We start from the raw sequence: 268 nt of genomic DNA, 5'->3' as shown, positions 1-268 counted from the left end.
AGTCTTGGGACCGCAATGCGCACACCGATTTCCGGGCGCTGAACACGGCATTAATAGACCGGGTTGAGGCGCTGCGCCCTGATCTGCTGTTCTGCGTGTTGATGGGGTACGAAGTGTGGACCGAAACATTGGCAAGCGTGCGCGATGCGGGCGTCCCTGTCCTCAACTGGGGAACGGATGATTCCTGGAAGTACGGGCAGTTTTCGCGCTTTGTGGCTCCCGAAGTCGATTTGTGGGTTACTACTTCATACGCGGCCATGGAGGCGGC

1 protein-coding gene is annotated in these 268 nt (G+C 58.6%); it reads left to right on the top strand.

The genetic code is table 11. The features are described from left to right. Positions 1-268 (top strand): hypothetical protein (locus tag VJI77_RS07540; RefSeq protein WP_323988981.1); only part of this gene is annotated, 268 nt, incomplete at both ends.

Source organism: Parvimonas sp. D2, assembly GCF_035282635.1.
GTDB lineage: Bacteria > Bacillota > Clostridia > Tissierellales > Peptoniphilaceae > Parvimonas.
The sequence above is the reverse complement of the archived record's forward strand: the minus strand, read 5'-3'. Positions and strand labels throughout refer to the sequence as shown.